This window comes from Halarchaeum acidiphilum MH1-52-1, from assembly GCF_000474235.1.
Lineage (GTDB): Archaea > Halobacteriota > Halobacteria > Halobacteriales > Halobacteriaceae > Halarchaeum > Halarchaeum acidiphilum.
The window spans coordinates 1-25,618 of record NZ_BATA01000035.1 but is presented as its reverse complement, the minus strand read 5'-3'; the positions used below and the strand labels follow the sequence as shown (position 1 = coordinate 25,618).

Here is a 25,618-nt window from a genome sequence, read left to right as displayed (position 1 = left end):
AAAAAGACGGAGGGCCAGACGCCTTTTCCGACTCACGAGTGAACGTCGGGGCATGCAGGCGTCGCGTTCGCGTGCCGCGCGCATCGAGTCCGTCGAGGAGGCGTCGGCGGATGACGACCGATTGGTGTCGGTGGCGGTGGCGTACGACGAGCCGCTGGGGCCGACGCTCGAACGAGTCGAGGAGGCGCACGCGGAGGCCGAGTACCTCGACGGGCGCGCGAGCGAGCCGCTGACGGAGGCGTTCGAGGCGGCGGCGCGGGCGCTTCGCGACGTCGGCGAGACGCCGTCGGACGGTCTCGCGGTGTACGCGGGAGTGCTGGACGGCGCGCTCGAGACGTACGTCTTCGAGGATCCGCCGGGGCGTGTGATCGAGGGGGGCTTCGAGCACGGGAACGCGTTCGCCACGGGACCGTTGGAGCGCGGCGGCGCGCGTGACGCGACGGTCGGCCTCGTGGTCGTGGAGCGCGGTGGGGCGGCGCTCGGGCGGCTGGACGACGATGGCGTGACGACGCTGGAGACGTTCGATAGCGGGGTGCCGGGGAAGACGCGGGCAGGTGGTCAGTCGGCGGATCGGTTTCGGCGGCGCCGCGAGGAACGCAAACGCGAGTTCTTCGCGTCCGTCGGCGAGGAGGCGGGGCGGGTCTTCGACGCGCCGGACGCGGTGGCGCTCGGGGGAACGCACGTGACGGTCGAGGCGTTCCGTGACGGGGACTCCCTCCCGGATCGGCTCGCGTCGCGCGTCGCGGGGACGTACGCGGTGGAGCACGCCGGCGAGCGCGGTCTCGACGAGTTGGCGGCGCGGGCGCGCGGGGACGTGACGGACGTCCACGTCGAGGCCCGCGAGGCCCTCGATACCTTCTTCGAGCGCCTGCCGGACGGCGAGGTGGCGTACGGGCGCGAGACGGTGGACGACGCGCTGACGTACGGGGCGGTCGAGCGCCTGCTCGTCGCGGAGACCGTGGGGGCGAGCGCGCGCGCGGCGTACGCGGAGCGAGTGGACGACGAGGGCGGCGACCTCGTCGTGATCCCGACGGACGTGGCGGGTGGGGAGCGATTCACCGAGGGGTTCGACGGCGTCGGCGCGCTGTTGCGCTTCCCCGTGGAGGCGTGACGGCGGCGACCGCGAAGAAGGAGGGGACGGGCGGGTTCAGTCGTCGCCGAGCGGCGCGCTGCCGACGGGGACCACGACGCGGTCCCACGCCCAGTTGGTGACCTCCGCGAAGGAGGTGTACATGGCGAGGAGACCGCAGAGCATCCCGATCCAGCCGCCGAGCGCGCTCGTGCCGTAGCCGAGTTCGCCGAGTCCGAGGAGCGCGAACGTGATCCACAGCGTGAGGAAGACGGACCAGAGCGCCCAGTTGAGCTTGAACGTGCTGATCCACATGTAGAGCGTGAACAGCGCCCAGAGGAGCAGCGCGAATCCGACGGTGGATCCGCCGACGCTGAGGATGTCGTTCGCGGCGAAGATCTCGAGGAGCGCGAACCACCACCAGAACGCTCCGTACGAACAGAACGCGGTCATCCCGAAGGTGTTCCCCTCCCGGTACTCGAAGACGCCGGCGACGAACTGGATCGTCCCCCCGAATGCGAGACCGAGCGGGAGCGCGACCGCCGCGCTCCCGAAGACACCGGCGTTGACGCTGCTGAGCAGGACGGTCGTCAACCCGAAGCCGACGAGACCGAGCGGCGCCGGGTTGCCGCTGTCGGTGTCAGCGGGCATCGACGTCCCCCCGTCCCGTGCGGTGATCGGTGTCGATCCGTGCCGTCGTGTAAGTTACTCGCATGACCAATACGCTATACATCATCGATCATTAAATAATATGCCGTTATAGATAATTAACTATAATGGGTGCGGCGGAGGGACGGTCCCACTCGGAAGGAAGCGGATCGAAGTGACGAACGGGTCAGAAGATAGAACGCTGACAGCTCCCGCAGAGCTCCTCCTGTTTGCGATCGACCTCGGTGACCTGCGGGGAGAAACTCATCGCACAGCGGTTGTTATCGCAGTGTTCGAGACCGAGCGTGTGGCCGATCTCGTGGACGACCTCTTTGCGGACGCGGTCGGCGAAGATGTCGCCCGCGGAGCGCTGGCTGAATCCGCCGTCCGAGGAGGTCTGGAGCCGGTGCGTGGAGACCACACAGCCCCGCCCGTCGAGGTACGCGAGACCGAAGACGTAGTTTCGCTGTCGGTAGAAGAGGTCGACCGGTGTGACGGCGACGTTCTTCTCCCCGGCGCCGGCCCGGCGTGCGACCTCGATGAACGGCTCCGCCCGGTACTGGCGCCGGCCCGAGTCGTAGGCGTCTTCGGGGACGTCCTGTTCCGCGGCGACGGAGACCTCGCAGTCGTAGACCCGCCGGAGACTCGACGACGCCTCCCGTTTCACCGTCGCGGGCACGTCGCCGACAGGGACGATATCGACACGCATACGAAGCGCTATGCCGCCTCGACGCATAAACATCCCGCCGTGAAGACGACACGCACGGACGCGATCGCCGACGCGCTCGCCGAATACGACCGACTCGTCGAGGTCGGCGTCGGCCGGCGGACGGCCGTCGCGGGCGCGCTCGCCGAACGCGGCTGTTCCGTCGTCGCGACGGACGTTCACGAGCGCGAGACGCCCGGCAGCGTGGCGTTCGTCCGCGACGACGTCACCGGTCCGCGCGTCGAGGCGTACGCCGACGCGGACGCCGTCTACGCGCTGAACTGCCCGCCGGAACTCCACCGACCGCTCCGCGACGTCGCGCGCGACGTCGACGCGGACTGCCTGTTCACCACGCTCGGCGGCGACCAGCCCGCGATCCCGGTCTCGCGACGCGCCGTCGGTTCCGAGACGCTGTACGTGGCGGCCGCGCGCGGCAGGTAGAAATCCCTTTGCCGGGCGGTCACGCAGGTCGATGTATGCAGGTCGACACCGTCGTGCTCGACGTCGACGGAGTGCTCGTCGACGTCGCGGACTCCTACCGGCGCGCCATCGTCGAGTCCGTCGAGCGCGTCCACGGCGACACCATCGCGAAGGCGGACGTGCAGGCCTTCAAGGACGCGGGCGGGTTCAACAACGACTGGACGCTCAGCGACGCCGCCGCGCTCTACGTGCTCGCCTCGCGCGAGGGACTGGCGATGGACGTCGCGGCGTACACCGACGAGATCGAAAAGCGCGGCGGCGGTCTCGACGCCGCCGAGGCGGTCGTCGCCGCGGCGCTCGACGAGGACGCCCGCGAGCGCACCTACGACGAGTGGGATCCCGCCGAGCTCCGAGCGGTCTTCCAAGCGCTCTACCTCGGGAGCGAGCGCTACCGCGACATCGAGGGCGGAGAGCCGCCCGTCGAGGCGGCGGGCTTCATCGAGGACGAACCGGTCATCGTCACGCCCGAGACGATCGAGCGCCTCACGGCCGGCTACTGCGTCTGCGTGCTCACCGGCCGCCCCGAATCGGAGGCGGAGATCGCCCTCGAGCGCGTCGGTCTGGACGTCCCCGACGAACGGCGGTTCACGATGGACGACTGGGAGGAGGGCAAGCCCCATCCGCGCGCGCTCGTCGCGCTCGCGGATCGCTGCGACGCCGACGCGGTGGCGTTCGCCGGCGACACCCTCGACGACGTCGAGACGGCGTCGAACGCCGCGGACGCGACCCGGAGCGGACGTACTACGGCGTCGGCGTCCTCACGGGCGGCCTCACGGGCGAAGGCGGGCGACGGAAGTACGAGGCCGCCGGCGCGGACGTGATCGTCGACTCCGTGAACGACCTCCCCGACCTCTTGGAGGGGTAGTCGGCCGCCGGGCCTTTGTGGTGCCCGCGTGACGGCCCGCACATGGCAGATGTCCGAATGCGCCTGCTCAAACAGGACCGCGGTCCGATCGAGGTCGAAGTGGACGACGAGTGGGGACACGAACTCGAACTCGACGGCGTTGAAGAGGAGCCGGACGGTCTCCACGGAGAGGCGCGGGACGCCGAGGCCGACGACGTCCTCTATCGCTTCGTCACGGACGACGACGAGGAGCTACCGATCTACCTCGAACGCCGCCACGCCCGCGACGACGAGTTCGAACGCCTCGGCGAAGTGACCGACGTCGCCATCGAGACGAACATCGGCTAGCGACGGCGGTCGTTTCCGCGACGGCCTCGCCAGTCGAGCGCGTTCCACAGGGACGATGTACCACCCGGCCGAATCCGCGAATCGATGCCACGACCACGCGGTACCATCGCAGGCGGCGTCGTCGCCTCGTTCGTCCTCGCCGCCGCGCTCCTCCTGTCGCCGCCCGTGCTCCTCCTCTTCGGGTTCGGTGCGACGCTCCTCACCGTTCCCGCCACCCACCTCCTCTTGGAGGAGGCGCGCGATCGCGGGGCCGTCCGGCGGCGCTGTCTCGCCGGACTCGTCGGCGGCGCGCTCACGACGTTCGTCCTCGGGCGCCTCGTCGCCCTCGCACTGCCCGTCGCGGGCGACCCCGCGCGCCTGCTCCTCGACTGCGTCGCGCTCCTCGCAGGGGTCGTCGGCGGGGGACTCGTCGTCGCCGGTGGCTACGATCGCATCCGAGACTGAGGCAACGCTCACGCAACACAGAATCCTTATTCGCGCGGCCGCCAACCGACGAGTATGCGAATCGCGCTACTCGGCGGCACCGGCGACATCGGCGAGGGCCTCGCGCTCCGCTGGGCCTACGACACCGATCACGAGGTCATCATCGGCTCGCGTGACCCCGAGAAGGCCCGAGCGAAGGCCGAGGAGTACGAGACCGAACTCGATAGCCGCGGGCTGGAACGCACCGTGAAGGGCTTCGGCAACGAGATGGCGGCCGATCGCGCCGACGTCGTCGTGCTCGCCGTCCCCGCCTACCACATCGGCGACGTCGTCGAGAGCGTCGCGGACGTCGTCGACGAGGAGACCGTCCTCGTCAGCCCCGCCGTCGGCATGAGTCGCGACGACGACGGCATGCACTACAACCCACCGGGCGTCGGGAGCGTCACCGAACTCGTTCAGCACCGCGCTCCCGACGACGCCCCCGTCGTCGGCGCGTTCCACAACCTCGCCGCCGACCGCCTCGCCAACCTCGACGTCGAGTTCGACCTCGACACGCTCGTCGTCGGCGACGACGAGGACGCCCGCGACCTCGTCGCCGACCTCGGCACCGAAATCGACGGCCTGCGCGTCCTCGACGCGGGACCCGCCGCCAACGCCGCCGAAGCCGAATCCGTCACCCCGCTCCTCATCAACATCGCGATGAACAACGACGACATGCACGACGTCGGCGTACGCTACCTCTGACGGACCGTTTACGCTGCGGCGCGCGAAGCGCGCCGCGGTAAAAGCTCCACCACCGTAGGAAGCTTCGCTTCCTACTGTTCAGCCGGAAAGCGCCGCGTTCCGGCGACAAAAGCCCAGCGCGCTCCCGTCGCGCCCTCCGGGCGCGGTGGTCGCGCTCGGGCCTCGCGCTACGTGCGAGTGAATCGCCGCACGACCGGGATCTGACGAACCGCTCGTGCGACGAACGCCATCCACATGGATCGAAGACAGCCATCGCTATTCGAGCCGTGTCGAAAGAAACGAAGCGGGTCGGGCGCGGACTCCTACGCTGGACGTCGTCTACGCGCCGGCTTCCTCGAAGGCGTCTTCGAGCTTGTCGGACTGCGTGACGCCGACGAAGCGCTCGACGACGCCGTCATCGTTCTCGACGACGATGGTCGGGATGGAGCGCACCTGATACTCGTTGGCGACGTCCTGATTCTCGTCGACGTCGACCTTCTCGAAGGTGACGCGATCGCCCCACTCCTCCTCGAGATCCTCGAGGATCGGGTCCTGCGTCTTGCACGGGCCACACCAGTCGGCGTAGAAGTCCTTCAGGGTGACTGTCATCGTTCTACCGTGGTCTAGGCCGGGCCACGCCGATAAGGATTACTCACGGAACGTCGATTGCCGTTACTCCGGTGGCGACGCGGCCGTCACGCTCCCGATGCGCCAAGTGACGACGCGGTGCGCGGCGATGCGGTGGGCGACGACGCGGTGCGCGGCGATGCGCCAAGTGACGTCGCGGTGCGCGGCGATGCGGTGGGCGGTCGTCCGCAAGGGTTAGGATGGTGGACGCCGAACCCGGGCGTATGAGCAGCGGTCAGAACTCCGGCGGGCTGATGTCGAGCGCCGGACTCGTCCGGTACTTCGACTCCGAGGGGCGCAACGCGATCCGAATCGACCCGAAGAGCGTGATGGCCTTCAGCACTCTCTTCGGCGTCGCCATCATCCTCCTGAACATCCTGGCCTGACGGAAGCCGGGAGCCTTTTTCTCCTGCCGGCCCAACACCGCGTATGACACTCGACGTCGGGGTCGTCGCCGTGCAGGGCGACGTCTCCGAACACGGCGACGCCGTCCGTCGGGCGGCGGCGAACCACGGCGAGGAGACGGTCGTCCACGAGGTGCGACACTCGGGCGTCGTCCCCGACTGTGATCTGCTGTTGCTTCCCGGTGGGGAGTCGACGGCCATCTCGCGCCTGCTCGAACGCGAAGGCATCGACGGGGAAATCGTCGCGCACGTCGACGCCGGAAAGCCCGTGCTCGCGACCTGCGCGGGCCTGATCGTCGCCTCGCGTGACGCGCGCGACGAGCGCGTCGAGACGCTCGATCTCGTGGACGCGACGGTGGATCGGAACGCGTTCGGCCGGCAGGTCGACAGTTTCGAAGCGCCCCTCGACGTCGCGGGCATCGAGGAGCCGTTCCCCGCGGTGTTCATCCGCGCGCCGCTCATCGCCGAGGTCGGCGACGACGTGGACGTGCTGGCGACGTGGGACGAGAAGCCAGTAGCGATCCGCGACGGTCCCGTGATCGGGACGTCGTTCCACCCGGAGTTGACCGCGGACGCGCGCATTCACGACCTCGCGTTCTTCGAGAACGAGGAGGCGGAACTGTGAGCGTGGACACCGACGCGGATCCGGACGAGAACGGGAACCTGAAGGCGGAGATCGAGGGCGTGAAGGTCGCGGGCACGTCTGACGGTCCGGCGCCGGTCGTGCTCGTCGACGTCGGCGACGAGTCGGACGTCCTCCCCATCTTCATCGCGTTCGAGGAGGCGCTGAGCATCGCGCGCGGCGTCGACGCGGCGGACGTCGGCCGACCGCTCACGCACGACCTCCTCCTCGACGTGATCGAGGCGCTCGGCGGTCGGCTGCTCGGCGTCGAGATCCGATCCGAGGCGCACGGGACGTACTACGCGGACGTCACCCTGCGGACGCCGCGCGGGGAGACGACGGTCGACGCGCGACCGAGCGACTCGCTCGCGCTCGCGGCGCGGACGGACGCGCCGATCCGCGTCGCCCCCGACGTCTTCGAGGCGGGCCGCCGCGAGCGCGAGACGTTCGACGACCTGCGCGACATCCGGGAGGTGGCGGCGGAATGAGTGGCGACACGGGCGCTCACGATGACGGGGCGGACGCCGAGGGGATGCACGGCGACGACGTCCTCGAGGGGATCTTCGACGTCATCGAGGACCGCAAGGAGACCCTCCCGGAGGACTCCTACACGGCGTCGCTGTTCACCCACGAGAAGGGCGAGAACCGGGTTCTGGAGAAGGTCGGCGAGGAATCGACGGAGTTCGTCCTCGCCGCGAAGGACGACGACGGGGCGGAGATGGCCGAGGAGGGCGCCGATCTCGTCTACCACATGCTCGTCGCGCTCTCGATGCACGACGTGGACGTCGAGGCGCTGCTCGACGTCCTGCGCGAGCGACAGGGGTAGGCGGTGGCGGAGCGGCGCAGTGGTGGAGTCGCCGCGAACCGACCGGTGAAGCCGCGAGGAACGCGGTCCCGTACGCCGGGCCGACCACGACAAACGCGAGGTCGCGTCGATCTCCTCGACGCGAACGCGTGCGCGAGGAGGGGGGCATATCGGCGCCTCCGCGATCGCCATCGGGCGGACGCCCGAGCGGCCGTGCGTCACGGTGACGCCCTGAGGCGGTGATACGTGCGTTTTTACGGCTCGCCGCGCTAGTGCGGGTATGATCTTCGAGGACCTCCCGACGACGCCCACGTCGGAGGAGCTGCTCGACAAGGCGTTCTCGCGAGCGGCGCGGGCGGGCCGGGCGAAGTCCGGCGTCGAGGCGCAAGAGTCGATGTTGCAGACGGCGTCGAACGTCCTGAGCGACAACCTCCATAACGTCGTGACGGCGTGGCCGGACTTCGACGGCGAAGTGGAGCCGTTCTATCGCGAGCTCGCGGACGCCGTGGTCGGCGTCGACGAGGCGCGCGCGCATCTCTCCGAGGTGACGTGGGCGTCGCGGAAGACGAAGGAACTCGGCCGGGAGTACATCGGGCGCCTGCCGCGCGACGACGCGGACGCCGCGAAGAAGCTCCGCAAACAGGCGTTCGCGCGAATGGGATCCGTCCTCCGCGAGGTCGAGGACGACCTCCAGTTCCTCAACGAGGCGCGCGACGACCTGAAGACGTTCCCGGACATCCGGCCGGACGAGCCGGCGATCGTCGTCGCCGGCTACCCGAACGTCGGGAAGTCCTCGTTCGTGAACGACGTGACGAACGCGCGCAACGAGACCGCCAAATACCCCTTCACGACGAAGGCGGTCCGCGTCGGTCACGTCGAGCGCGATCACGTCCGCTACCAGCTCGTCGACACGCCCGGACTCCTCGACCGACCGGCCGACGAACGCAACGACATCGAGGAGCAGGCGGTCTCCGCGCTGACGCACCTCGCGGACGCCGTGCTCTTCATGGTTGATGCGTCGGCGACCTGCGGCTACCCGCTCGACGACCAGCTCGCGCTCCGCGAGGACGTCCACGAGACCTTCGCGAACGCGGACGACGACGTCGGCTTCCTCACCGTCTGCAACAAGAGCGACGTCTCGACGGACGTCGAGGCGGACGCCTACATGAGCGTCGAGACCGGCGAAAACGTCGATGGCGTGCTCGCGGCCGCCGTCGATGCGACCGGCTACGAGCTCGAACTGCCGCTTCGAGACTGAGGCGAGCGGAGTGAGGCGGGGGAACGCGCGGTGGCGTGTGGCGCGAGGGATCGCGGTCGTGCGACGTCGGAGGCGGCGGAAAGGGGTCGTGCGACGTCGGCGGCGGCGGCCGTCGCACCGGCGCTCGTCGTTCCGGCGCTCGTCGCGTCGTCGGCGCCTTCGCTCGCGGTCTGTATCTCCACGAATCGCACTCGCACGGTGACACCGTAGCCGGTCGCCGCCTCGATGCGGCGTCTGAGCGTCGCCGCGAGGTCCGGATAGGTGGTGCCGTCCGGGCGGCCGACGGTGAACACGACGCGGTCGGGCTTGGCGAGCGGCGACGGCGACTGGACGTACGTCACCTGCACGTCGACGAGCGAGAGGTCGGCGTACTGGCCGCTCTGGAAGGCGTCCTGCGCCTGCACGCGCGTCGTCTGCTCGAAGCGCCCGTGCTGGTAGGAGGAGTAGGTGACGCCGCCGAGGAACAAGGAGAGGACGGCGATGGCGACGACGAGCACGCCGATGCGCTTGAGCGTGGCGCTGCGGGCCTCGCTGAGACGGAACCAGTGTTCGGGACGGTAGCCCTGATACCAGAGGACGGCGAGCGCCGCGAGGTTGATCGAGAGGAAGTTGACGAGCACGAGGACGGTGGAGCCGACGACGGTCGTCGGGAGTCCCCACGCGAGACCGATGCCGATGACCGCGGTCGGCGGGACGAGCGCCGCGGCGATCATGACGCCGACGAGCGCGGAGGAGACGCCGGAGGAGAGGCTGAACGCGCCGGCGACGCCCGCGCCGAGCGCGACGGCGAGCGAGAGGAAGTCCGGGTTGAGCCGTTCGCGGATCTGCCCGATGGCGAGGAGTTCCTGCGACGAGAGCGGCGGGACGAGGTGGACGACGCGCGCGAAATAGGCGAACCCGGCGGCGGCCGCGACGGCGGCGACGAAGCCGATCGTTTGGAGTTTGACGCCGCGGAGGAACATCTCGCGATCGTCGACGACCGTGCCGACGCTCGTCGCCATCGCCGGGCCGATGAGCGGCGCGATGACCATCGACCCGACGACGACCGCGGGGGAGTCGAGCAGGAGCCCGGCGGCCGCGACGATCGCGGAGACGACCGTCATCACGAGGAACGCGCCGAGCCGCGGCGCGAGGTCGCGGGCTTTCGCCGTGATCTCCTCGCGCGCGATCCGATCCTCCGACTCCTCCTCCTCGTAGCGCTCCTGTAACGCCTCGAATTTCTTCGAGACGACCGTCTCGGCGTCCACGACGACCGTGTAGGCGTTCTCCTCCAAGCCGGCTTCGCGGAGCGCGGAGAGGACGTCCTCGACCGCCTGCGTCGGTAGCGGGAAGTAGACGACGCCCGTATACCCCTGACTCCCCGTCTCGTCGGTGACGACGTAGTCGATACCGCGCTCCTCCAGTTCGGCGAGGATGGTCTCGCGTTTCCCCGCGGGAACGATGACCTGCACCAGACGCACTACCACGACGTGCACCCGGGGCGAAGAAAAGCGTGTGGGGGACGTTACGACGCGGTGTAGGTGGCCTGCACCGAGACGGAGACGGAGACGGGCGCGTTGTCGATCTCCGTGCGGTCGCTCGCGCTCCCGCTCGCGGCCGCGGAGGTGTACATGACGGGCGGGGATCCGCCGTCGACGGAGGCGGACCGGAGACCCGAGACGGTCAGCCCGGCGGCGTCCGCGGCCGCGTCGGCCTGCGAGCGCGCGTCGTCCATCGCGTCGTGAATGGCCTCGGTGCGGAGGTCGGCGCGCGTCGCATCAGAGAGCGTGAAGTGCACGCCGTCGACGCGGTTCGCGCCGCCCGCCACCGCCGCGTCGAGCACGTCGCCCGCCCGCGAGGGATCGTCCACCGTCACGTCGAAGGCGTGGACGGCCTCGTAGTGGGTCGTCGTTCCGTTCTGCGTCTTCTCCGTGCGCTCGGTCACGCGGTAGGCCGTCGTCTCGACGTCGTCGCTCCCGACGCCCGCGTCCGTCAGCGCGTCGTGGAGGGAACTCGCGTTCCGCGCGACGGCGGCGCGCGCGTCGTCCGCCGAGGCGGCGCTGGCGGTGACGGCCACGGAGACGACCGCCTGATCGGGATCAGCGGACGCGGAGCCGGACGCCGAGACGTCGAGCGTCGTCGCGTTCGACGAGACCGACGGCGACGACGCTTGCGGGGCGATAGCGCCACCGCCGGTTCCGGCGGCGGCGACGCCGGCGGTGACGACGCCGACGGCGGCGAGCAGTACGAGCAGTACGAGTGTTGCGTTGCGACGCATACCGTCCGTTGGTCGCGGTCGAACGTCAACACGGCGGAGGGTGAAACGGCCGTTTGACCCCCTGCGACGAAAGACACAACCGCGCGCGTCGGCTACGTGAGCCATGTTCGAGAACCGACCGGATCGCGACGCGGAGATCGTCCTCCTCGGCCGGTCGAACGTCGGGAAGTCCACGCTGATGCGCGAGATCACCGGCCACGACTTCACCACCGGCGGGAAACCCGGCGTCACCAGACAGCCGAACCACTACGACTGGGCGTCCGAGTCGTTCGTCATCACCGACCTCCCCGGCTTCGGATTCATGTCCGGTGTCGAGGAGGAGCACCGGGAGTCGATCAAGACCGACATCGTGCACTACGTCGAGGAGCACGCGGACGCGATCCTCGCCGGCGTCATCGTCCTCGACGGGAAGGCCGCCGTCGACATCATCGATCGGCACAGCGGCGAAGAGGAGATCCCGCACACCGTCGAACTCTACGGCTTCCTCCGCGAACTCAGAATCTCGCCCGTCCTCGCCGTCAACAAGATGGACAAGATCGACGACCGCGACGAGCGCCTGAACGACATCGCCGACCGCTTCGGTCTCGTCCCGCCGTGGGAGCAGTGGCGGGACACCATCGCGCCCATCAGCGCCAAACGCGGCGATACCGACGCGCTCGAAGAGGCCATCCGCGTCCACCTCGAAGACGCGAAGCGCGACGACCTGAAGAAGTTCTTCTAACGGACTTTTTTGCGCCTCGGGGTCGCATCGCGACCCGCTCGGCGCAAAAACCTCCACTAAAAAACCCCGCGCGCTCCGCGCGCGGCGTGGCACCGTCGTACCGCACCGCGACAGCGCCCCCCCCCCCCCCCCCACCGCGGCGTCCTATGGCCCGTCGTCGAGTCGGTCCACGACGTACTGGACGAACGAGTCCTGCTGGGCGAAGTAGTCTGCGTCGACGGCGACGGAGGGACCGGTCGTCGCCGACGCGCTCGCGCAGGTCGTCCTGAATTCCTCGTCCCCGCTGTGTCACTCGATTACCGTGCTATTCGGACCCATAAGAGTGCTCTGTCGAGCGGGGTCGCCTCACGCCCAGACGAGGAGCGCGACGGCGAGCGCGGACGTAACGAGGCTCACCGGGAGTCCGACGGCGACGAGGCGCTTCACGCGGAGATCAACGCCGCGACGGGCGGCGCCTTCGAGAACGATGAGCGACGCGGCGGACGCGACCGGCGTGGCGTTCCCCGCGAGCGTGGCGCTCGCGGCGAGGACGAGCCACCCCTGCTGGGCGGAGACGCCGGTCGAGAGCACGAGGACGGCGGGGACGTTGCTCACGAGGTTCGAGAGCGCGAACGCCGCGACGCCGAGGGAAGGCCCGCCGGCGACGTGCGCTTCGAGCGCCGGGACGACCGGCGTCGTTCGGAGACCGGCGACGAGGACGAACATCCCCCCGAAGAGGACGAGGAGCGTCCAATCGACGTCGCGGAGGACGTCACCACCGGGTTCGCGGCGGGCGATCTGGAGCGCGACGAGGTGCGCGACGGCCGTGCCGGCCGCGACGGCGCCCGGATCGAGACCGGGCCGGAGGAACAGGATCGCGAAGGTCAGAGCGACGAAGCCGACGCTCCCCGCCGCCCACGCGCGGTCGTAATCGGGGACGTCGGCGGGCGGAACGACGCCGGACCGGGGCGCGACGAGCGCGACGGCGACGGCGGCGACGGCGAGCGAGACGAGCGCGACGGGGAGGAGCGCGGCGACGAACTCGCCCGCGGTGAGCGGGCTGCGCGCGAGGACGTAGGCGTTCTGGGGGTTGCCGAGCGGCGTGGCGACGCTCCCGACGTTCGCGCCGAGAACGAGCGCGATCAGGGCGGGCGCGGGATCGACGTTCGCGTCCGCGGTGGCGCGCACGAGCACGGGCGTGAGGAGGAGCGCGGCGGCGTCGTTCAGCGCGAGCGCGGAGCAGACGGCGGCGAGAACGAGCGTCCCGAGCGCGAGCCGACGAGGCGTCCCCGCCCAGTTGACGAGACGCGCGGCGGCGCGGCCGTAGAAGCCCGAACGCGCGAGACACTCGACGTGAACCATCATCCCGAAGAGCAGGAGGAGCGTGCTCGCGTCGATGCTGCCGAGCGCCGCGTCGGGCGAGAGGACGCCGAGGGCGACGAGGAGGGCGGCACCCGCCGCGGCCGTGACCGCGCGATCGGTCGGATACCCACGCACCTGTCGAGCGAAGAGGAGCGCGAACGCGGCGACGACGACGGCGACGGTGACCGGCCACGGGAGGGGCACGTCAGACGACGCGGTTGAGCAGGTCGGCGCCCGCGTTGCGGTTACGGAGGTTCGCCCGAACGAGATCTGCGATGTCCTCGTGATACGCGCGATGGAGCGACGAGGCGTGTGGCGTGACGAGCACGTCGTCGAGATCCCAGAGCGGCGACGACGCCGGGAGGGGTTCCTCGCGGAAGACGTCGAGTCCCGCACCCGCGAGTTCGCCCGCCGCGAGGGCGTCGATGAGCGCGTCCTCATCGACGACGGGGCCGCGAGCGACGTTCACGAGGTACGCGTCGTCGCGCATCGCCTCGAAGACGCCCGCGTCGACGAGCCTGCGGGTCGCCTCGGTGAGCGGCGTGGCGACGGCGACGAACCGGGCGTCCGCGACCGCGTCGTGCAGCCGATCGGGCGTGTAGACGGTACGCGCGTGCGGCGTTCGCGTCGGCGTGCGTCGGACGCCGTCCACGCGCATCCCGATCCCGTCGGCGCAGCGGGCGATCCCGCGACCGAGGGTGCCGAGTCCGACGACAGTGAGGCGCTCGTCGCGGAGCGTGAACGGCGTATCCCACGTCGGCGGCGCCCACTCGCGCTCCCGCTGGGCGTCCCGGTAGTCGTGAAGCCGCCGCGCGAGCGAGAGCATCATGCCGAGAGCCGTCTCGCCGACCGCCGCACCGTGGATTCCCGTCGAATTCGTCAGGGCCGTGCCGGCGTCGCGGTAGGTGTCGAGCGGGAACGCGTCGTACCCCGCGCGGATGCAGTGAACCCACGCGAGTCCGACGAACGAATCGGCGTGTTCGAACGTCACGACCGCGTCTACGTCGGAGACGTCGTCGTCCACCACGACGGTCGCCGGGGCGACGTCCCGGAGTCGATCCGCGAGGACGTCGGGCGGAAAGACCGCTCGGACGGACTCGTGGATGCCGAGCCGTGAGATGTCCATGGGAACAACTACCGGAGAATCGGAGTTCAACGTTGCGGAAGGGCGACTCGGGAGAAATGCCTCGTCACAAGGGGCTCGGAGGGGGTAACTCCTCGTCACCGTCGCCCACGCGAACGATGGGGCCGCGCATCTAAACGCCTTCGCCTTTCGAGGGACGTCGAGGCTGACGTTCATCAGCGATCGCGGGCACACCGGGTGTCGTGCGCTGATCCCGCGGACCGGGCGGGGACCGCGAAACCCGACGGACGCCCCGCCCGGTCGGTCCGTCCGTCGTGTTCGCCAGTCGATCGCTACCGCCAGTCGCGGAGCGCTCGCAGCTCCGCGGCGACGTCCGCGACGGCGGACGCGTCGAGGACGCCGTTCTCCGTGACGACGCCCGTGACGAGCGACGCGGGCGTGACGTCGAACAGGGGGTTCGCGACGTCGAGCGGCGCGTCTCCGTCGTAGAGGGCACTGGCGGGCGCGTCCTCTAGCGCGGGATCGTCCGGGTCCGCCTCGGGCGCGACCTTGTCCCGCGCGCAGACCGCGTAGACGGGAACGTCCGCCTCGGCGGCGGCGAGCGCCGCGGCGCGCGTCCCGACCTTGTTCACGACGCTCCCGTCGCGGAGCACGGTGTCCGCACCGACGAGCACCGCGTCCACGTCCCCGACGAGCGACGCGGCCGCGGCGTCCGTCGTGAGCGTCACGTCGAGACCCTCGGCGGCGAGGCGCTCCGCCGTGTCGACGCCCTCGCGGCCCGTCCGCGACTCCGCGACGACGACGCGCGACGGATCCGCGCCGACGAGCGCGTCGAACGCGGTGCCGGAGCGCGAGAGCGTCAGAAGCGACGCGTCACGGAGTTCGACCGCCGCGGCCGCGGCCGCACCGTCGTCGGCGTCGAGTGCGTCGTCGATGGTCTCGCACGCGCTCGTGAGGATCGCGTCCGCGCTCCGCTCTCCCGTCTCGGCGACGACGCGATTCACTCGATTGACGACCGCGGCCATGCTCTCGCGCGCGGCGAGCAGGTCGCGCGCCGTCCCGAGGAGGGCGTCGTAGTCGGCGCCGGCCGCGGCGTCGTCGCGCAGGACCTCGCAGGCGCGCACCGAGAGGTACGCCGAGCCGTGCGTGGCGTCGTCGCGGACGCTCGCGATCGACGGCCGAACGCGGTCGTACGACGTCCAGAGGTCCGGTACCGTCTCGCGCTCCCGGATCGCCGTCGGCGGCACCCACTCGTAGTCGGCGGTTTCGTAGTTCGGCGTCACGTCGCGGGTGTCGCAGTCGAAGAGGTAGGGGTGGACGACCCAACGCGTGCCACGCGCCGCGTCCGCGACGACGAACGGCTCGCCCGCGCGAGCGAGGTGCACCGCGGTCCCGGGGTCGATACCGGTCTCCTCGCGGATCTCGACGCGCGCCTGTCCGTCGGGATCGCCCTCGGCGTGGCCGGCGACGGCGCCCCACCGGCCGGTGTAGGAGCCGACGTCCTCGCTGCGCCGGAAGAGCAGGACGTCGGTCCCGTTGCGCAGGAAGACGGTGACGACGTGTGTCTCCTCCATGACCGACGGTGGGGGCGGCCACGCGGTTAGTTCCGGGGGCCGTACGCGGTGGCCGGGATCGGCGTCCCTTTCATCGTGCCGAGGAAAGGACGGGTATGGAAGCGTTCGCAGTTCCGGGACTCCCCGAGTTCGAGGCGGGCGACGACGTCGCGGCCGCGATCGAGTCGGCGTGCGATCTCCGCGACGACGACGTGGTCTGCGTCGCGAGCACGATCGTCTCGAAGGCCGAGGGGCGGACGGCCGACCTCGCGGACTACCCGGCGGGCCCGCGGGCGCGCGAGATCGCGTCGCGATTCGAGGAACAGACGGGCGAGGAGCGCGATCCGCGGTTCGCGCAGGCGGTACTGGAGGAGTCGACGGACCTCGTGATGGACGAGCCGTTCCTCCTGACTGAGACCCGCTTCGGACACGTCGGCGTGAACGCCGGCATCGACCGCTCGAACACGGGCGGCGCGGAGCTACTCCTCCTCCCGGAGCGGCCGAGCGAGTCGGCCGAGCGGATCCGCGACGGACTCCCCGTGGACGCGCCCGTGATCGTCACGGACACGTCTGGGCGGTCGTTCCGCCACGGCCAGACGGGCGTCGCGATCGGCTGGGCGGGGATGCCGGCGTCGCGCGACTGGCGCGGCGAGACCGACCGCGACGGCCACGAACTCGAGGTCACCGTCGAATCCGTCGTCGACGAGCTCGCGGCGACCGCGAACCTCGTCTCCGGCGAGGGGGACGACGGAACGCCCGCCGTCATCGTCCGCGACTGGGCGTTCGGCGAGCACGAGGGGAGCGCGAACCTCTATCGCGATCTGGAGAGCGACTTCGTCCGGCAGGCACTCCGGGAGTGGAGCTACGAGGGATAGTCGGATGCGGACGCCTCCGAACGGTGTGTGGCTGTGACGAGGAGCCGCTTCGGGGATCGCTAGCGCGGTTGGCCATCAACGTGGCCGGTGTCCGCGCCGCCGACGAGGTCGGCGACGGCGCCGACGACGAGGTAGATCGTGAGGACGGCGATCACGACGAACAGAACGACGCTACACAGGACGAGGAGCGCGGGAACGATGCCGAACTGTCCGAGGAGGATGCTGGGGATGCTTGCGCCTGCCATACCCGCTCATGATCGTCGGGACCCTTAGCTCCCGGTGGTTCGCGCTTCGCTCGGGTGAGGAATTATCCCCGACGTCCCCTTATGGGAGAGCGTGAGCGAATCCGACGTCGGCGCGGTCTGCCGGGTGACGCCCGGGGACGCGGCGTGTGCGGCCTGTGGAACGGCGGCGAAAGCGCGCTGGCGTGACGAACGGGGGTGGTGCTGTGGGGAGTGTGCGGGGTGGTAGGGCGGCGTGGCGGGGGACGTCGCGCCGGGCGAACGCGCGGCCGAATCGGCGTCTCGGCGGCGACACGGGGGTGATGCGGCCGTGACGGACGGTTCGGCCACGTCCGCGACGGACGACGCCACCGGCCCGCTCCCCGTCTCGGACGCACGCGCGCTCGTCGAGCGCGTCACGGAGAACGTCGGGCGCGTCGTCGTCGGGAAGGCGGACGTCGTCGAGGACGCGCTCGTGGTACTGCTCGCGCGCGGCCACCTCCTCCTCGAGGACGTCCCGGGCGTCGGGAAGACGGTGCTCGCGCGGGCGCTCGCCGGCTCCGTCGACGGGGCGTTCTCGCGCGTCCAGTTCACGCCCGACCTGCTGCCGAGCGACGTCACGGGGACGAACGTCCTCGACGAGGCGGAGGGCGGATTCGACTTCCGATCGGGACCCGTGTTCGGCAACGTCGTCCTCGGCGACGAGATCAACCGCGCGCCGCCGAAGACCCAGAGCGCGCTGCTGGAGGCGATGGAGGAAGAACAGGTGACGGTCGACGGCGAGACGCACGCGCTCCCCGATCCCTTCTTCGTCATCGCGACGCAGAACGCCGTCGAGCGCGATCGGGTGTACGACCTGCCGGTCGCGGAAGTGGATCGCTTCGCGAAAAAACGGACGCTCGGCTACCCGAGCGTCGACGAGGAGGTCGAAGTGCTCGGGCGCGTCGTCGGTCATCACCCCGTCGACGAGATCGAACCGGTGACGGACGTCGCGGAACTCCGCCGGGCGCGCGAGACGACGGCGCGCGTCGAGACCGCCGAGCCGGTTCGTCGGTACGTCGCGCGACTCGCCGAGCGCACGCGCGAGGAGGCCGCGCTCGGCGCCAGCCCGCGCGGTGCCGTCTCGCTCCTCCGCTGCGCGCAGGCGCGCGCCGTCCTCGACGGCCGCGAGTACGTCGTTCCCGACGACGTGAAGCGGGAGGCGTCGAGCGTTCTCGCACATCGAATCCGCGCCGATGCGGGGAGCGAACTCGGGGGCGACGCCGCCGCCCGCGTCGTCGAGCGCGCGCTCGCCGACGTCGATCCGGAAGACCCGTGATGCGACCCACGGGGCGGGGCGTCGTCGTCGCGCTCGTCGCGCTTTGCGGGTTCGCGAGCGCCCGACTGTTCGGCGCGCGCTCGCTGAACGCCGTCGTCGTCCCCGCGGCCTGCGCGTTCGTCGTCGCCGCCCTCCTCGTCGCGCGGGTCGACCGCCCGCGCGTCGTCCGTGGCCCGCCGGCCGACGGCTTTCCGGGCGACGAGCGACGCGTCTCGCTCGCCGTCGAGGGCGACGGCGCCGTGGTCACCGTCCGGGACGATCTCGGATCCGGTCTCGACGGCGACGCGACCGTCCGGTCCGTCGCCGACGGCCGCGAGGCGCGCTACGACCTCGTGCTCCGCGAGCGCGGCCGGCACGCCGTCGGTCCCGCGACGGTCGTCGCGAGCGACCCGTTCGGTCTCTGGCGTCGCTCGTTCGCGGACGTCGACAGCGACGAGGTGACCGTCTATCCGGCGGTCGTCCCGCTCGCGATCCCGCCGCGCGCGCTCGCCGCCGCCGTCGGAGCCGCCGGGGGGCGCAGCGAGTTCGAGGGCGTCCGCGAATACGCCCCCGGCGACCCGCTCCGGGACGTGAACTGGAAGGCGTCCGCGAAGCGCCCCGACGACTACCTCGTCACGACCTACGCGGGCGACGGGACGGACGGCCGACTGGTCGTCGCCGTGGACGTCAGCGAGGGGGGCGATCCCGGACTCGCCGCCGTCGCCGCCGCCAGCGTCGTCGTCGCCTGCCTCGACGCGGGCATCGACGTCGGTCTCCGCACGCCCGCGGGATCGCTCGCCCCCGCGGGCGGCGTCGCGACGCGGCGACGCGCCCTCGAACTCCTCGCCGACCTCGATCGAGCGTCGCTCGCGAGCGGGAAACAAGAGAGCGCGCGCGTGGTCGTCCGAGCGGACGCCGACGGCGTGGCCCTCGTCGTCGCCGGAGTGGAGCGATCCGCCGACGATGTCCTCCGAGAGGGTCCGGCGTGACTCGACGCGTGCCCGTTCTCGGGCGGCTCACGCCATCTCGGCTCGGTGCGCTCGCCTGCACCGCCGCGCTCTCCGCGTCCTCGCTCGCCGTCCTGTACCACGTCGTCGACGTCGTCGGCGACCTGCGCGTCTTCTGGGTCGTCCTCGTCGGCTCGCTCCTGCTCGCCGCGATCGCGCAGGCCGTCCGGCCGCGGACCGCGCTCGCCGTCGGCGCCTGCCTCCTCGGCGCCGGCCTGCTCGCGTACGTCCTCACCGCCCCGGAGAGCTACGCGCGCTCGCTCACGGTCGCGAGCGTGCTCGACGACGCCGTCGCGCTACTCACCGGCTACTCCGTCCTCCGGATGGTGAACGTCCTCGTCTGGGCGCTCGCGATGGTGCCGGCGCCCGCGTTCCTCACGTGGTACTTCGCGCTCCGTGGGCGGGACGCGGCCGCGGTCGGCGTCGCCGGTCTCGCGCTCGGGTTCTTCGTTCTCACGGGCGACAGCACCGCGACCGCGACGCTCGTCGGCGCGCTCGCCGCCGCGGGCGCGGTCGGACTCGGGACCCTCGACGCGCACGGCGCGACCCGCCGCCAACTCGAAACGCTCGCCGTCGCGCTCGCGCTCGTGGCCGTCGCGCCGCTCGTCGTGACCGTGACGCCCGGGGGGACCGGCGCGGCGTTCGGCGGGGCGGCGACGGCGCCGTCGACGAGCCTGACGAACGCCGACGAACGCGTCGGTCTCGGGGGCGCGATCGACCTCTCGCCGAACGTCCAGTTCGTCGTGCGCAGCTCCAGCCCGGCGTACTGGCGCGTCGCCGTCTACGATCGGTACACGGGCAGCGGGTGGGTCCGAACGGGCGACGGCGGCTCCCTCTCGGGACCGGACGGACCGAGCGAGCCGCTCACGCAGACCGTCACCGCGAAGCGGCCGCTCTCCGCGATGCCGGCGGCCGCCGAGCCGGTCGCGGTCGAGGGCGTCGACTACCGCGTGACGAGCGGCGGAAACCCGGTTCCGGACGGCGTGCTCGTCGCGAACGAGAGCTATCGCGTCATCAGCGAGCGACCGCGCGGCGGCCGGCGGGCGCTCCGGACTGCCGGAGCGAACTACCCGGCGGCGATCGAGAGCCGAGACCTGCAGGTGCCGGACACCACCGGGTCGCGCGTCGCCGCGCTCGCGGACAACGTCACGGCGGGCGCGACGACGCCGTACGCGAAGGCGAGCGCGATCGAGCGGTGGTTGGCGGCGACGAAGACCTACTCGCTCGACGCGCCCGCCGCGAACGACCACCTCGTCCGGACGTTCCTGCTCGACTCGGATCGGGGCTACTGCGTCCACTACGCGAGCGCGATGGCCGTCATGCTCCGCGAGGAGGGCGTCCCGGCGCGCTTCGTCACGGGGTACGCCCCCGGGAAGCGCACCGCGACGGGGACGTGGACCGTCCGGGGCGTCGACTCGCACGCGTGGGTCGAGGTGTACGCGCCGAACGCAGGCTGGGTCCGCTTCGATCCGACGCCGGCCGGCCCGCGAGCGGACGCGGAGCGGGCCATCATCGCGAACGCGTCGTCGAGCAGCGAGAGCGGCGGCGGCGACGTCGGCGCGACGGCGAGCACGTCGGCGGCACTCTCGACGAGCACCGCGACGTCGACGACGGTCTCGACGGCAAGCGAGTCCAGCGCGACGACCACGGGCGCGGTGACGTCCACGGGTGCGAGCGCGAACACCGGTCCGCTGGGCGGCGACCCGACGCTCCCGGCGCCCCGGGTCCTCCTGCTCTGGGCCGTCGTCGCGCTCGGGGTCGCGGCGGTCGTGCGGCGCCTCGGTCTCCTCGAACGCGTCCGACGGGCGGTCTGGGTGCGCTGGCTCCCGAGAGGCGAGCCGGCGGCCGTCGTCGCGGGCGCACACGAGCGGATGCTGTACGTCCTCGGACGCCGGTACCGCCCGCGGCGCTCGGGCGAGACCGTCCGCGAGTATCTCGACGCGATCGAGGCCCCGGTCCCCGCGAGGCGTCTCGCGAACCTCCACGAACGGGCGCGCTATCGGGGAGAGATCGCCGACGACGACGCGAACGAGGCCCGCCGCGCCCTCCGGGCACTTCGCGGTGAAAACGGCCGCCCGTAGCCCGTTCGTGGCGTCTGGCGACAGTATTTTGTATCCCGACATCCAAACTAGAACCGTAATGTCGGACGTATGCTCGACGTGCGGATTGCCCGATGAACTCTGCGTCTGCGAGGACGTCGCGAAGGAGTCCCAGCAGATCACGATCCGCATCGACGAGCGCCGCTACGGGAAGGAAGTGACCGTTGTCGAAGGGCTCGACCCGAAGGACGTCGACCTCGACAGTCTCTCCTCGGACCTCAAATCGAAGTTCGCGTGCGGAGGGACCGTCGAGAACGGCGAGATCGAACTGCAGGGGAACCACTCGGGTCGCATCGAGGACTTCCTCCGGAACAAGGGCTTCAACGTCGCCTAGCGCTTCCCGTCGCGGACCGACGACGCCACTCTTCTCGAACGATCGCTCGCGCGACGCCCGCCGCGCGAGCTGATCCCTACAGCAGGCCGTCTTCCTCGAAGACGCGCGTGAGCCGCGGCATCGTCGCGACGACGACGTCGCAGTGCGGGCGGACGGCGGGCTTGGGGATGAAGCCGATGGCGGTGCCGGCGGCCTTCAGCATCGGGAGGTCGTTCGCGCCGTCGCCGACCGCGACGGTGTCGTCCAGATCGGTGTTCGTCTCCATGCAGAGCGCCTCCAAGGCGTCGTCCTTCGTCCCCTCGATGAGCGGTCCCTCGGCGCCGCCGGTGAGGTGGCCGTCCTCGACGGGGAGTTCGTTCGCGACGACGTGATCGACGTCCGCGTTGTCCCGGTCGAGCGCGGCCTCGACGCCCGGCGTGAATCCGCCGGTGAGGATCGCGGTCGTGTGCCCGGCGTCGTTCAGTGCCTCGATGACGGCCGCGGCGCCCTGCCGGAGGTACACCTGCTCGTAGGCGGCCCGCGCTTCGGCCTCGGGGAGTCCCTCTAAGAGTTCGGCGCGCTCGTAGAGCGACTCCGCGTAGGAGAGTTCGCCGCGCATCGCGCGCGCCGTGATGTCCGCGATCTCCTCCGCGATCCCGTACTGCTCGCCGAGGAGCACCATCATCTCCGAATCCGAGAGCGTCCCGTCGAAGTCGAACGCGACCAGCGTCATATGGCTCCCCGTTCGCGTCCCACCCGCCAAGTGGTTTCCGTTCGCACACCGCGTTCCACCCGAAACGAAGGGGTCATCAGGTATCGGTTCGACCGTGGATATCACGAGACGCATATAGAACTAAGTACGCACATCCGTGTACACGATCATCGGTTTCGACGCCGTCACGACGCGCCCATGCGAAAAGCGTTAAAGTGCCGGGTGGGCTTTCCCCGAACGTGAAGGTACTCGTCACGGATCCGATCGCGGACGCCGGTCTCGACACCCTCCGCGAGGCGGGTCACGAGGTCGAAACAGCCTACGACGTCGAGGGAGAGGCCCTCCTCGACGCCGTCTCGGACGTCAACGCGCTCATCGTTCGCTCCGGGACCGACGTGAGTGAGGCGGTCTTCGAGGCCGCGCCCGACCTCGTCATCGTCGGGCGCGCCGGGATCGGCGTCGACAACATCGATATCGACGCCGCCACCGAACACGGCGTGATCGTCGCGAACGCGCCCGAGGGGAACGTCCGCGCCGCCGCCGAGCACACGGTCGCGATGGCGTTCGCCGCCGCGCGCTCCATCCCGCAGGCCCACGCCCGCCTCAAGGACGGCGAGTGGGCCAAGAGCGACTACCTCGGCACCGAGGTCAACGGCAAGACCCTCGGCGTCGTCGGTCTCGGTCGCGTCGGCCAAGAGGTCGCGAAGAAGCTCGCCTCCCTCGGCATGGACCTCGTCGCCTACGATCCCTACATCAGCGAGGAGCGCGCCGAGCAGCTCGGCGCCGATCTCGTGGACTTGGAGGACTGTCTCGCCGCCGCGGACTTCCTCACCGTCCACGTCCCGCTCACTCCCGAGACGGAGGGACTCCTCGACGAGGACGCCCTCGCGAACCTCGAAGACGGCTACCTCGTCAACTGCGCGCGCGGTGGCGTCGTCGACGAGGACGCCCTCGCGGACGCCGTCGCCGACGGCGTGATGAAGGGCGCCGCCGTCGACGTCTTCGCGGAGGAGCCGCTCCCCGAGGACTCCGCGCTGCTCGACGTGGACGACATCGTCGTCACCCCCCACCTCGGCGCCTCGACGGAGGCCGCCCAAGAGCACGTCGCCGTCTCCACCGCCGAGCAGGTCGTCGCCGCGTTCAACGACGAGCCCGTCCTCAACGCGCTGAACGCGCCGTCGGTGGACGAGTCCGTCTTCCCGCGCATCGAGCCGTACATCGGTCTCGCCGAGACCGCGGGGAAGGTCGCCGCGCAGCTCTTCGACGGCCGCGTCGAGCGCGTCGAGGTCTCCTACGCCGGCGACATCGCCGCCGAGGACGTCGATCTCGTCACCGCGAGCGCGCAGAAGGGTGTCTTCGAGCCGCTCGAATGGAACGTCAACGCCGTCAACGCCCCGCGCGTCGCGGAGGAGCGCGGCATCGACGTCACCGAGACGAAGACCCGCTCCTCCGCGGACTTCCAGAGCCTCGTCACCGTCACGGTCGGCGACGGCGACGACGAACTCGCCGTCTCCGGGACTCTCTTCGCCGGTGACGACCCGCGTCTCGTCTCCATCGACGACTACCGCGTCGACGCCATCCCGCACGGCCACATGCTCGTCGCGCGCAACCGCGACGAACCCGGCGTCATCGGATTTATCGGGACGGCCCTCGGCGAGCACGACGTCAACATCGCCGGGATGTTCAACGCCCGCGAGACCGACGGCGGCGAGGCGCTCACCGTCTACAACCTCGACGACGACCTCCCCGAGGCCGCCCGCGAGGAACTCGAAGCCGACTCGCGCATCACCGAAGTGAAGGAAATCGAATTGAACGGAGATTAACGCGGTTCCGCTGGAACCGCGACAACGCGAACGGGGAGGGACGACCCGCGAGTAACGCGAACGGGGAACGGAGTGACCCGTGAGCTGACCGATCCGGCCGATCGGTCCCTCTCGGCTTTTCTCGCGTTCCGCCTTCGCGTCCGTCAAGTACCGCCCGCGAGTAGGCCCGCTCGTGGCACCCGATCGCACCGACGCGCGCCGCCTCCTCCTCGTGCTCTCCGCTGGGTGGTTCGCCCTCCAAGTCGGCCGTCTCGCCGTCAGCCCGCTCCTCCCGACGATCAGCGGCGATCTCGGGCTTTCGCCGACCGCGGCGGGCGCCGTCGTCTCCGTCCTCTGGGGAGCGTACGCCCTCGCGCAGTACCCGGGCGGCCGGTTCTCCGACGCGCTCAGTCCCCCGACCGTGCTCGTGCCGTCCCTCTGCGTCCTCGTCGTCGGCTTCGCGGGTCTCAGCGTCGCGAACGGGCTTCCGGTCCTCGTCGGCTCGGCCGCGGTCGTCGGCGTCGGCGCCGGTCTCTTCCCCTCGACGGCGCGCACGCACCTCGGCGACGTCTTCGCGGGCAACGAGGGGCGCGCGCTCGGTCTCCACATCGGCGCGGGCGACGTCGGCGGCGTCGTCGCGGCGGGTCTCGCCGCGCTCGTCGTCGCGCACGCGGACTGGCACCTCGCGTTCGCGCCCGTCGCGCTCGCGCTCGCCTGCTGCGCGTGGGCGCTCCACCGCGTCCGCCTCCGCGAGTACGTCCGCGCGACCGTCAGCCTCGACGTCCTCCCGACCGCGCGCCGCGTCCTCGGCGACGCCGACGTCCGCCTCCTCCTCGCCGCGTACACCCTCTACGCGTTCGTCTGGGAGGCGATCGCCGGCTTCCTCCCGACCTTCCTCCGCGTCGGCAAGGGGTATTCGCCGCTCGTCGCCAGCGTCGGCTTCGCCGTCCTCTTCGGCGCGGGCGCGATCGTCAAGCCGACCGCGGGCGAACTCGGCGATCGCTTCCCGAGATACGCCGTCGCGCCCGCGACGCTCCTCCTCGGGGCGTTCGCCGTCGCCCTCGTCGTCGTCGCGCCCGCCCCGATCGTGGCCGTCATCGGCGTCCTCCTCGTCGCCGCGGGCGTCATGGCGTACTCGCCCGTGATGCAGGCCTACCTGATGAGCGTCTTCCCGGACGACTCCACGGCCGGCGACTTCGGCATGCTGCGCACGATCTACCTCTCCGTCGGCGCCCTCGGCTCGACGTACGTCGGCTTCGTCGCCGAGCACGCCTCCTACGCCCTCGCCTTCTGGGGGCTGGCCGCCTGCCTCGTCGCCGCCGCGGCGCTCGTCGTCATCGTCGCACAGCGGAGCCGACCATGACATCCTCCCCGGCGTG

At 70.9% G+C, this 25,618-nt stretch carries 30 protein-coding genes and 1 pseudogene; 20 read left to right on the top strand and 11 right to left on the bottom strand.

All coding sequences use genetic code 11. The features are described from left to right. Nucleotides 1–52 precede the first annotated feature (52 nt). Nucleotides 53–1,111, top strand: a complete 1,059-nt coding sequence (locus AOZ13_RS07745; RefSeq protein WP_021780264.1) for a Vms1/Ankzf1 family peptidyl-tRNA hydrolase — start codon at nt 53–55, stop codon at nt 1,109–1,111. A 36-nt stretch (nt 1,112–1,147) separates the two neighbouring features. Here AOZ13_RS07745 and AOZ13_RS07740 read toward each other — a convergent pair whose 3' ends face one another. Both AOZ13_RS07740 and AOZ13_RS07735 read right to left on the bottom strand, forming a co-directional pair. Continuing rightward, nucleotides 1,148–1,720, bottom strand: a complete 573-nt coding sequence (locus AOZ13_RS07740) for an acetate uptake transporter (RefSeq protein ID WP_020221774.1) — start codon at nt 1,718–1,720, stop codon at nt 1,148–1,150. A gap of 184 nt (nt 1,721–1,904) precedes the next feature. Then, nucleotides 1,905–2,426 (bottom strand): archaemetzincin family Zn-dependent metalloprotease, encoded by a 522-nt coding sequence (locus AOZ13_RS07735; protein ID WP_020221775.1) that lies wholly within the window; start codon nt 2,424–2,426, stop codon nt 1,905–1,907. A 39-nt stretch (nt 2,427–2,465) separates the two neighbouring features. Here AOZ13_RS07735 and AOZ13_RS07730 point away from each other — a divergent pair, with 39 nt between their 5' ends. The 5 genes and pseudogenes from AOZ13_RS07730 to npdG all read left to right on the top strand — a co-directional run bounded on the left by AOZ13_RS07730 (nt 2,466) and on the right by npdG (nt 5,262). Beyond that, a complete protein-coding gene (locus tag AOZ13_RS07730) occupies nt 2,466–2,864 on the top strand; it encodes a UPF0146 family protein (protein WP_020221776.1) in 399 nt (132 codons plus the stop codon). Between the two features lie 35 nt (nt 2,865–2,899). After that, a pseudogene (locus tag AOZ13_RS07725) lies at nt 2,900–3,768 on the top strand (TIGR01548 family HAD-type hydrolase). A gap of 42 nt (nt 3,769–3,810) precedes the next feature. Next, the gene (locus AOZ13_RS07720) at nt 3,811–4,095 is read left to right on the top strand and encodes a hypothetical protein (RefSeq protein ID WP_044957630.1); all 285 of its coding nucleotides are present in this window, start codon (nt 3,811–3,813) and stop codon (nt 4,093–4,095) included. An 84-nt stretch (nt 4,096–4,179) separates the two neighbouring features. Beyond that, nucleotides 4,180–4,539 carry a hypothetical protein gene (locus AOZ13_RS07715; protein WP_020221779.1) on the top strand — a complete coding sequence of 120 codons (360 nt, stop codon included), beginning with the start codon at nt 4,180–4,182 and terminating at the stop codon, nt 4,537–4,539. A gap of 54 nt (nt 4,540–4,593) precedes the next feature. Beyond that, nucleotides 4,594–5,262 (top strand): NADPH-dependent F420 reductase, encoded by a 669-nt coding sequence (gene npdG / locus AOZ13_RS07710; protein WP_020221780.1) that lies wholly within the window; start codon nt 4,594–4,596, stop codon nt 5,260–5,262. 318 nt (nt 5,263–5,580) lie between these two features. On the opposite strand, the gene trxA is transcribed toward npdG, so the two are convergent. After that, nucleotides 5,581–5,850, bottom strand: coding sequence for a thioredoxin (trxA, locus tag AOZ13_RS07705; protein ID WP_020221781.1), 270 nt, complete (start codon nt 5,848–5,850; stop codon nt 5,581–5,583). 63 nt (nt 5,851–5,913) lie between these two features. Beyond that, nucleotides 5,914–6,060: a hypothetical protein gene (locus AOZ13_RS14450; RefSeq protein WP_020221782.1), complete on the bottom strand. Its 147-nt coding sequence runs from the start codon at nt 6,058–6,060 to the stop codon at nt 5,914–5,916. Nucleotides 6,061–6,092: 32 nt separating this feature from the next. Here AOZ13_RS14450 and AOZ13_RS07700 point away from each other — a divergent pair, with 32 nt between their 5' ends. The 5 genes from AOZ13_RS07700 (at nt 6,093) to AOZ13_RS07680 (ending at nt 8,957) form a co-directional block, all read left to right on the top strand. Continuing rightward, nucleotides 6,093–6,254 carry a preprotein translocase subunit Sec61beta gene (locus tag AOZ13_RS07700; protein WP_044957634.1) on the top strand — a complete coding sequence of 54 codons (162 nt, stop codon included), beginning with the start codon at nt 6,093–6,095 and terminating at the stop codon, nt 6,252–6,254. A gap of 43 nt (nt 6,255–6,297) precedes the next feature. Further along, nucleotides 6,298–6,897, top strand: a complete 600-nt coding sequence (gene pdxT, locus AOZ13_RS07695; protein WP_020221784.1) for a pyridoxal 5'-phosphate synthase glutaminase subunit PdxT — start codon at nt 6,298–6,300, stop codon at nt 6,895–6,897. 38 nt (nt 6,898–6,935) lie between these two features. Next, on the top strand, nt 6,936–7,382 hold the full coding sequence (locus AOZ13_RS07690; RefSeq protein ID WP_049933990.1) for a bifunctional nuclease family protein: 447 nt from the start codon (nt 6,936–6,938) through the stop codon (nt 7,380–7,382). Nucleotides 7,383–7,426: 44 nt separating this feature from the next. Continuing rightward, nucleotides 7,427–7,720: a phosphoribosyl-ATP diphosphatase gene (hisE, locus tag AOZ13_RS07685; RefSeq protein WP_044958182.1), complete on the top strand. Its 294-nt coding sequence runs from the start codon at nt 7,427–7,429 to the stop codon at nt 7,718–7,720. Between the two features lie 259 nt (nt 7,721–7,979). After that, complete coding sequence (locus tag AOZ13_RS07680; RefSeq protein WP_020222407.1) at nt 7,980–8,957, top strand: NOG1 family protein; 978 nt, start codon at nt 7,980–7,982, stop codon at nt 8,955–8,957. On the opposite strand, the gene AOZ13_RS07675 is transcribed toward AOZ13_RS07680, so the two are convergent. Beyond that, entirely contained in the window at nt 8,927–10,417 is a 1,491-nt protein-coding gene (locus tag AOZ13_RS07675) for a TIGR00341 family protein (RefSeq protein ID WP_020222406.1), read from the bottom strand. The two genes, AOZ13_RS07680 and AOZ13_RS07675, sit on opposite strands and share 31 nt — an antisense overlap. Nucleotides 10,418–10,461: 44 nt before the next feature. After that, nucleotides 10,462–11,214 (bottom strand): SIMPL domain-containing protein, encoded by a 753-nt coding sequence (locus AOZ13_RS07670; protein ID WP_021780260.1) that lies wholly within the window; start codon nt 11,212–11,214, stop codon nt 10,462–10,464. 103 nt (nt 11,215–11,317) lie between these two features. Between AOZ13_RS07670 and engB the strand changes: the two genes are divergently transcribed. Next, on the top strand, nt 11,318–11,935 hold the full coding sequence (engB, locus tag AOZ13_RS07665) for a GTP-binding protein EngB (protein WP_021780259.1): 618 nt from the start codon (nt 11,318–11,320) through the stop codon (nt 11,933–11,935). 345 nt (nt 11,936–12,280) lie between these two features. Here engB and AOZ13_RS07660 read toward each other — a convergent pair whose 3' ends face one another. From AOZ13_RS07660 to AOZ13_RS07650, 3 genes are all read right to left on the bottom strand, one after another. Beyond that, entirely contained in the window at nt 12,281–13,480 is a 1,200-nt protein-coding gene (locus AOZ13_RS07660) for an SLC13 family permease (RefSeq protein ID WP_021780258.1), read from the bottom strand. A gap of 1 nt (nt 13,481) precedes the next feature. Then, nucleotides 13,482–14,402 (bottom strand): D-2-hydroxyacid dehydrogenase, encoded by a 921-nt coding sequence (gene ddh / locus AOZ13_RS07655; protein ID WP_049933986.1) that lies wholly within the window; start codon nt 14,400–14,402, stop codon nt 13,482–13,484. 290 nt (nt 14,403–14,692) lie between these two features. Then, a complete protein-coding gene (locus AOZ13_RS07650) occupies nt 14,693–15,934 on the bottom strand; it encodes an NUDIX domain-containing protein (RefSeq protein ID WP_020222483.1) in 1,242 nt (413 codons plus the stop codon). A 95-nt stretch (nt 15,935–16,029) separates the two neighbouring features. On the opposite strand from AOZ13_RS07650, the gene AOZ13_RS07645 reads away from it, so the two are divergent. After that, the gene (locus AOZ13_RS07645) at nt 16,030–16,788 is read left to right on the top strand and encodes a coenzyme F420-0:L-glutamate ligase (RefSeq protein ID WP_020222484.1); all 759 of its coding nucleotides are present in this window, start codon (nt 16,030–16,032) and stop codon (nt 16,786–16,788) included. 59 nt (nt 16,789–16,847) lie between these two features. Here AOZ13_RS07645 and AOZ13_RS07640 read toward each other — a convergent pair whose 3' ends face one another. Beyond that, nucleotides 16,848–17,033 carry a hypothetical protein gene (locus tag AOZ13_RS07640; protein WP_020222485.1) on the bottom strand — a complete coding sequence of 62 codons (186 nt, stop codon included), beginning with the start codon at nt 17,031–17,033 and terminating at the stop codon, nt 16,848–16,850. A gap of 91 nt (nt 17,034–17,124) precedes the next feature. On the opposite strand from AOZ13_RS07640, the gene AOZ13_RS15280 reads away from it, so the two are divergent. The 5 genes from AOZ13_RS15280 (at nt 17,125) to yciH (ending at nt 21,746) form a co-directional block, all read left to right on the top strand. Beyond that, a complete protein-coding gene (locus AOZ13_RS15280) occupies nt 17,125–17,259 on the top strand; it encodes a hypothetical protein (RefSeq protein WP_267879177.1) in 135 nt (44 codons plus the stop codon). A gap of 81 nt (nt 17,260–17,340) precedes the next feature. Further along, on the top strand, nt 17,341–18,327 hold the full coding sequence (locus AOZ13_RS07635; protein WP_021780254.1) for an AAA family ATPase: 987 nt from the start codon (nt 17,341–17,343) through the stop codon (nt 18,325–18,327). Beyond that, entirely contained in the window at nt 18,327–19,295 is a 969-nt protein-coding gene (locus AOZ13_RS07630; protein ID WP_049933984.1) for a DUF58 domain-containing protein, read from the top strand. Before AOZ13_RS07635 ends, AOZ13_RS07630 begins: the two co-directional genes overlap by 1 nt. An 8-nt stretch (nt 19,296–19,303) precedes the next feature. Beyond that, nucleotides 19,304–21,394, top strand: coding sequence for a DUF4129 domain-containing transglutaminase family protein (locus AOZ13_RS07625; RefSeq protein WP_081706777.1), 2,091 nt, complete (start codon nt 19,304–19,306; stop codon nt 21,392–21,394). 58 nt (nt 21,395–21,452) lie between these two features. After that, complete coding sequence (gene yciH, locus AOZ13_RS07620; RefSeq protein WP_044958204.1) at nt 21,453–21,746, top strand: stress response translation initiation inhibitor YciH; 294 nt, start codon at nt 21,453–21,455, stop codon at nt 21,744–21,746. Nucleotides 21,747–21,822: 76 nt separating this feature from the next. Here the strand turns inward: yciH and serB are convergent, their stop codons facing one another. Beyond that, nucleotides 21,823–22,458 (bottom strand): phosphoserine phosphatase SerB, encoded by a 636-nt coding sequence (gene serB, locus AOZ13_RS07615; RefSeq protein ID WP_020222422.1) that lies wholly within the window; start codon nt 22,456–22,458, stop codon nt 21,823–21,825. A 218-nt stretch (nt 22,459–22,676) separates the two neighbouring features. Here serB and serA point away from each other — a divergent pair, with 218 nt between their 5' ends. Beyond that, nucleotides 22,677–24,260: a phosphoglycerate dehydrogenase gene (gene serA / locus AOZ13_RS07610; protein ID WP_049933981.1), complete on the top strand. Its 1,584-nt coding sequence runs from the start codon at nt 22,677–22,679 to the stop codon at nt 24,258–24,260. Nucleotides 24,261–24,432: 172 nt separating this feature from the next. Further along, on the top strand, nt 24,433–25,602 hold the full coding sequence (locus tag AOZ13_RS07605) for an MFS transporter (RefSeq protein ID WP_021780250.1): 1,170 nt from the start codon (nt 24,433–24,435) through the stop codon (nt 25,600–25,602). Nucleotides 25,603–25,618 lie beyond the last annotated feature (16 nt).

Coding starts and splice junctions, on each gene's coding strand:
- AOZ13_RS07745 (WP_021780264.1), top strand. CDS start 53: ATGCAGGCGTCGCGTTCGCGTGCCGCGCGCATCGAGTCCGTCGAGGAG.
- AOZ13_RS07740 (WP_020221774.1), bottom strand. CDS start 1,720: ATGCCCGCTGACACCGACAGCGGCAACCCGGCGCCGCTCGGTCTCGTC.
- AOZ13_RS07735 (WP_020221775.1), bottom strand. CDS start 2,426: ATGCGTGTCGATATCGTCCCTGTCGGCGACGTGCCCGCGACGGTGAAA.
- AOZ13_RS07720 (WP_044957630.1), top strand. CDS start 3,811: ATGGCAGATGTCCGAATGCGCCTGCTCAAACAGGACCGCGGTCCGATC.
- AOZ13_RS07715 (WP_020221779.1), top strand. CDS start 4,180: ATGCCACGACCACGCGGTACCATCGCAGGCGGCGTCGTCGCCTCGTTC.
- npdG (WP_020221780.1), top strand. CDS start 4,594: ATGCGAATCGCGCTACTCGGCGGCACCGGCGACATCGGCGAGGGCCTC.
- trxA (WP_020221781.1), bottom strand. CDS start 5,850: ATGACAGTCACCCTGAAGGACTTCTACGCCGACTGGTGTGGCCCGTGC.
- AOZ13_RS07700 (WP_044957634.1), top strand. CDS start 6,093: ATGAGCAGCGGTCAGAACTCCGGCGGGCTGATGTCGAGCGCCGGACTC.
- pdxT (WP_020221784.1), top strand. CDS start 6,298: ATGACACTCGACGTCGGGGTCGTCGCCGTGCAGGGCGACGTCTCCGAA.
- hisE (WP_044958182.1), top strand. CDS start 7,427: ATGCACGGCGACGACGTCCTCGAGGGGATCTTCGACGTCATCGAGGAC.
- AOZ13_RS07680 (WP_020222407.1), top strand. CDS start 7,980: ATGATCTTCGAGGACCTCCCGACGACGCCCACGTCGGAGGAGCTGCTC.
- AOZ13_RS07670 (WP_021780260.1), bottom strand. CDS start 11,214: ATGCGTCGCAACGCAACACTCGTACTGCTCGTACTGCTCGCCGCCGTC.
- engB (WP_021780259.1), top strand. CDS start 11,318: ATGTTCGAGAACCGACCGGATCGCGACGCGGAGATCGTCCTCCTCGGC.
- ddh (WP_049933986.1), bottom strand. CDS start 14,402: ATGGACATCTCACGGCTCGGCATCCACGAGTCCGTCCGAGCGGTCTTT.
- AOZ13_RS07650 (WP_020222483.1), bottom strand. CDS start 15,934: ATGGAGGAGACACACGTCGTCACCGTCTTCCTGCGCAACGGGACCGAC.
- AOZ13_RS07645 (WP_020222484.1), top strand. CDS start 16,030: ATGGAAGCGTTCGCAGTTCCGGGACTCCCCGAGTTCGAGGCGGGCGAC.
- AOZ13_RS07640 (WP_020222485.1), bottom strand. CDS start 17,033: ATGGCAGGCGCAAGCATCCCCAGCATCCTCCTCGGACAGTTCGGCATC.
- AOZ13_RS07630 (WP_049933984.1), top strand. CDS start 18,327: ATGCGACCCACGGGGCGGGGCGTCGTCGTCGCGCTCGTCGCGCTTTGC.
- yciH (WP_044958204.1), top strand. CDS start 21,453: ATGTCGGACGTATGCTCGACGTGCGGATTGCCCGATGAACTCTGCGTC.
- serB (WP_020222422.1), bottom strand. CDS start 22,458: ATGACGCTGGTCGCGTTCGACTTCGACGGGACGCTCTCGGATTCGGAG.